This window comes from Nocardioides sp. (genome assembly GCF_035703625.1).
Lineage (GTDB): Bacteria > Actinomycetota > Actinomycetes > Propionibacteriales > Nocardioidaceae > Nocardioides.
Window position 1 is genome coordinate 1 of record NZ_DASSXS010000163.1, and the last position, 5,045, is coordinate 5,045.

Consider the following 5,045-nt stretch of genomic DNA (forward strand, 5'->3'; position numbering starts at 1 on the left):
CCCGTGCTGGTTGAAGTAGTAGCTGCGGGCGGTCGCGCAGGAGCCGAGGTTGAACACCGAGTCCTCGAGCAGCTCGGTGACCCGGCCCAGGAACTCGTCGTTGGCCGGCTCGCGCACCTCGAACGTGGCGGCGCCGCGGCGACGTACCTCTCCGAGGAGCCGGCCCATGTGCTTCATCTGCGCCTCGATCGTCGTGAAGTAGGAGAGGCCGGAGTAGGAGTACGGCGACGCGAGCGAGAGGAAGTTGGGGAAGCCGGGAGCGGCGATCCCCTCGTAGGCCTGGAACCGCGTGTCCCGCCACCAGCGGCCGAGGTCCTTGCCGTTCCGGCCGATGACCGGGATGGCGGGGAAGTTCTGCTGCCACATGTCGTAGCCCGTGGCCAGCACGAGCGCGTCGATCCCGGTCTCCCGCCCGTCGGCGGTGACGATCCCGGTCGGGGTGATCCGCTCGATGGGTGTGGTCTCGAGGGTGACGTTCGGGCGGGTGAAGGCCGGGTAGTAGTCGTTGGAGAAGGTCGGCCGCTTGCAGCCGAACGAGTAGTCCGGCGTGAGCTTGCGCCGCAGCTCGGGGTCCGGGACCTGCTTGCGGAGGTGTCGCCGGGCGGCCAGCGCCGCGCCGCGGTTGAGGAAGCTCATCCGCCGGTAGCGCAGGACCGCGAAGACCATCAGCGCCTCGAGCAGCGCGGTGTTGACCCTCCGGGCCAGACGCTGGGTGGCCGGCACCCGGGCGAAGAGCCGGCGGACGGCGCCGGGGATCTCGAAGTCCAGCTTGGGGGTCACGAAGATCGGGGTGCGCTGGAAGACCGTCAGGTGGCCGGCCCGCTTCGCGAGCTCGGGCACGAGCTGGACCGAGGTGGCACCCGTGCCGATCACCGCGACCCGCTTGCCGTCGAGGTCCGCGGCGTCATCCCACTTCGCCGTGTGGACGACGGTGCCGGCGAAGTCCTCGACGCCCTCGATGTCGGGCACCCGCGGCTGGGACAGGAAGCCGGTCGCGGTGATGAGGTACGACGCCCGCACCGGTTCGCCGCCGGCCACCGACACCTCCCACACCTGGTCGGCCTCGTCCCACCGGGCTCCGTCGACGAGGGTGTCGAATCGCATGTGACGGCGCAGGTCGTACTTGTCCGCGACGTGGGCGGCGTACTTCTTCAGCTCGGGTCCGCGGGCGTACCAGTGCCGCCACCAGGGGTTGGGCTCGAAGGAGTAGGAGTAGGTCACGCTGGCGATGTCGACGGCCAGCCCGGGGTAGCGGTTGACGTGCCACGTGCCGCCGAGATCGTCCTCGCGCTCGAGGATGACGAAGTCGTCGATCCCCATCCGCTTGAGCTGGATCGCCGCGCCCATTCCCCCGAAGCCGGCGCCGACGATCACTGCCTGGTAGGTCATTGTTATTGAATATCAGTCAATAGTGCTGGCTGGCAAGGGGCTGGCGTCCGTCGGTTTCCCCGGCCCGCCGGGGAAACCGACCCTTCCCTGCCGTTGCAACGCCCGAGAAGTGCATGGATCGGCAGGGGAGTACGACGGTGCGATCCGGGAGGCGCCCGGTTGTCCACAGGGGCCGGATTGGATGAATGAAGCCATGGTCCGCTCGGGCAATACACACACATGACCGACTTGATGCCTCAGCCGACCATGACCAGCGTCTTCCTCAGGCGGGAGGCCCTTGCAGCCGGCTACACCGACCGCGACATCGGCAAGCGGGTGAAGTCGGGGGAGTGGCACCGGGTCCGCCATGGCGCCTACGTGGAAGCAGGTGCCTGGAACGACCTGGGCAGCGTCGCGCAGCACGCCCTGCTGGCGAGGGCTGTGCTGCGGCAGGCAAGGGCAGCGATGGTGCTCAGCCACGTCTCCGCACTCCCGGAGTACGACGCACCCGCGTGGGGACTCGCGCTCGACGTCGTCCATGTGACCCGTCGTGACCAGCGCTCTGGACGCAAGGAGAGCGGGGTGTGTCAGCACCAGGGCCTGCTGCTCCCGGGCGACGTGGAACGGCGCCGCGGCGTCGAGGTCACCAGCGCCACCCGGACGGCCATCGACATCACCACGATCGCCGGCACCGAGCAGTCGCTCGTCGTGGTCAACCATCTGCTGCATCACGGGCACACGACCCTCGATGCGGTGCGAGCGCGCTACGCCACCATGGACCGGCACCCGTTCACGCTGAACACCGATCTTGTCCTTCGGCTCGCGGATCCGCGGATGGAGTCGGTCGGGGAGACCCGCACGTTCTTTCTCTGCTGGAGCCAGGGCCTACCGGCTCCGGAGCCGCAGTTCATCGTCACCGACGAGCGGCACACCGAGGTGGCCCGCCTCGACTTCGCGTGGCCCGAACGGGGGGTGTGGCTCGAGTTCGACGGCAAGGAGAAGTACGTCAAGCATCTGCGGGAGGGTGAGACCGTCGCGGACGCCGTACTCCGGGAGAAGCGCCGCGAGGACCGGATCCGTGAGCTCACCGGATGGCGGTGCATCCGGATCACGTGGGCCGACCTGTTCTTCCCCGAGCGTACGGCGGCGCGCATCCGCGCCATGCTGAGCTGACCTCACGAGCACCACCAGCGCCACTCCTCAGCCGATCCATGCACTTCTCAGCCGTTGCACTGGCCGAGATGTGCAGGTTTCCCCGGCCCACCGGGGAAACCGACGCCCGGGCGCCAGGCCCCCCTCAGCCCGAGGAGAGGGCGTCACGCACGGGGACGAACTTCGCCTGGGCCTCGGCCAGCTCGGCCTCCGGGTCGGAGTCCGCCACGATCCCGCAGCCGGCGTAGAGCCGCACGGTGGAACCCGACAGGTGTGCGGAGCGCAGGGCCAGGCCCCACTCGCCGTCCCCGGCGGCGTCCATCCAGCCGACCGGTCCGGCGTACCGGCCGCGGTCCATCCCCTCGAGCTCGTCGATGAGTGCGGTGGCCTCCGGAGTGGGGGTCCCGCCGACTGCCGCCGACGGGTGGAGCGACTCGGCCAGCCGCAGGGACGACACGGTGGCGGCGTCGTGGACGACGCCGGCGACGTCGGTGGCGAGGTGCATGACGTTGGGAAGGTGCAGCACGAACGGCGCCTCGGGGACGTTCATCGACGAGCAGTGCGGGTCGAGTGCGTCGGCGACCGAGCGGACGGCGTACTCGTGCTCCTCGAGGTCCTTCGACGACCGCGCGAGGGCGGCGGCCAGGGCGAGGTCGCGCTCGTCGTGCCCGGTCCGGCGGATGGTCCCGGCCAGCACGCGCGAGGTGACCAGGCCGCGCTCGCGGCGGACCAGCATCTCGGGGGTGGCGCCGAAGATCCCGTCGACGTGGAACGTCCAGCACATGGGGTAGTCCTCGGCGAGGCGGCGCAACGGCCAGCGCACGTCGATGGGCGCATCCGCGGTCGCCACCAGGTCGCGTGCCAGCACGACCTTCTCGAGCGCGCCCGAGGAGATCCGGCGGACGGCGTCGCTGATCACCGACATCCACTGCTCGCCGTTGAGCGCGCCGTCGCCGAACCGTACGTCGACCGGCGGGGTCACCTCGTCCGCACGGCCGACGAGCCGGGCCGGGTCGGGCAGGTCGATGTCGCGAGGGCCGATGGTGGTCAGCCAGACGACGTCACCGCGACGCCCGATGACCACCTCGGGCGCGACCAGCACCGAGTCGCCGGGCTCGTCCGCGAACGCGAAGGACCCGAAGGCGATCAGACCGGTGCCGGGCTCGCTGAGCTCGTCCTGGACGACGGACGCGTCGGCCACCTCGGACCACCACTTGTCGGCATCTGCGAAGCGGGTGGCGCCGGTGGTGCGGATCTCCGCGGCCGCGCCCCAGCCGACCAGGCCCTCTCCGCGGCGCAACCAGGTGACCGGGCGTTCGTCGGGGAGCAGGTCGAGCAGGTCGGCCGCTGCCTCCGGTTCGAGGCGGACGGTACGGACGACGAGGGACGGCGGCGGGACCGTGTCCCCGACGTTCGACATGACCTGCAGCCTAGACCGGTGACCGAGGCCACACGGCCGGGCACCGTGCCTCAGGGCCGCGACGGGTCGCGAACCCGAGAACGCCCGCCCCGGCACCGGTCGTCCGGTGGTCGGGACGGGCGCCTCGCCCTGCCGCGGGCTAGTTGATGACCTTGAACCTGCCGGTCATGCCGGCGGCGATGTGGTCGTTGACGTGGCAGTGGAACAGCCAGGTCCCGACGTTGTCAGGCAGCAGGTCGGCGACCATCATGCTGCCGGGCAGGAGCTCGGCCATGTCGGTCCGCATCCCCATCACGGTGGCGGTGTTGCCGTGCCAGTGCGGAGTGTGCAGGTCGACCTCGGTGCCCAGCGAGAAGACGTACCACCGCACCCGGTCACCCTTCTTGACCGTGACGGTGGGGCCGTTGCCGTAGACGAAGCCGTTGATGGCGTGCATCAGGTTGCTCTCCTCGAAGGCCTCCTCGTCGGCCGGGTCCACCTCGTGGGGCGGCTGGGCCAGCTCGGCGAGGTTCTGGTCGAGGTACTGGCTCTCGTTCTCGTTCATGACCGAGAAGTACGAGAAGACCTCCTTGTCGACGTCGAGCGGGCTGCCGTCGGGCTTCGCCGAGCCCTTCCGGGTGATCACCATCGGGCCGACCAGGCCGGCGTTGGTGTCAGCGATCTCGTCGGTGTGCGAGTGGTACATCCACAACACCGAGCTCCCGTCCATCGGGCCGGGTCCGGCGCGCTCGGGGACCTCCCAGGTGTAGGTGACGGTGCCGCCGGGCGGGACGGCGTCGTCGGCCTTCGCCGCTCCGTTGGTGCCGTCGGCGTACGGCGCGCCCTCGGAGCTCTTCGTGTAGAAGACCCCGTGCGGGTGCATGGAGGCCGGGATCGAGGTGTTGTTCCTGAAGACCACCTTGATCGTGTCGCCGACCTCGGCCCGGATCACGGGCCCGAGCAGGCCCAGGTTGGGCTCGGCGGGCACTCGGGTCCGGAAGGTCGCGTCCGTGTAGGCGCGGTACAGGGCCTTGCGGTAGGTGTCGCCGATCCGGGTCGGGCCGTTCTGCACGAAGACGTTCTCGTCGTCGGTGAACGGCTGGCCGGTCACCTGGTTGCTGTCGGT

General features: G+C 70.1%; 4 protein-coding genes. 1 reads left to right on the plus strand and 3 read right to left on the minus strand.

Annotated elements, in window-relative coordinates; genetic code table 11:
* Positions 1-1,389, minus strand: a 1,389-nt coding sequence (locus VFN12_RS08080) for an NAD(P)/FAD-dependent oxidoreductase (protein WP_325118128.1), incomplete at its 3' end; no start/stop codon positions are given.
* A 219-nt stretch (positions 1,390-1,608) separates the two neighbouring features.
* Here VFN12_RS08080 and VFN12_RS08085 point away from each other — a divergent pair.
* Positions 1,609-2,541 (plus strand): type IV toxin-antitoxin system AbiEi family antitoxin domain-containing protein, encoded by a 933-nt coding sequence (locus VFN12_RS08085; protein ID WP_325118129.1) that lies wholly within the window; start codon positions 1,609-1,611, stop codon positions 2,539-2,541.
* A gap of 124 nt (positions 2,542-2,665) precedes the next feature.
* Here VFN12_RS08085 and VFN12_RS08090 read toward each other — a convergent pair whose 3' ends face one another.
* Together VFN12_RS08090 and VFN12_RS08095 are read right to left on the minus strand one after the other, a co-directional pair.
* Positions 2,666-3,940 (minus strand): isochorismate synthase, encoded by a 1,275-nt coding sequence (locus tag VFN12_RS08090; RefSeq protein WP_325118130.1) that lies wholly within the window; start codon positions 3,938-3,940, stop codon positions 2,666-2,668.
* Between the two features lie 139 nt (positions 3,941-4,079).
* The coding region (locus VFN12_RS08095) for a multicopper oxidase domain-containing protein (protein ID WP_325118131.1) at positions 4,080-5,045 on the minus strand (966 nt) is incomplete at its 5' end.

Bases quoted from the DNA above. Each gene is read 5' to 3' on its own strand.
- VFN12_RS08085 (WP_325118129.1), top strand. From the start codon at position 1,609: ATGACCGACTTGATGCCTCAGCCGACCATGACCAGCGTCTTCCTCAGG.
- VFN12_RS08090 (WP_325118130.1), bottom strand. From the start codon at position 3,940: ATGTCGAACGTCGGGGACACGGTCCCGCCGCCGTCCCTCGTCGTCCGT.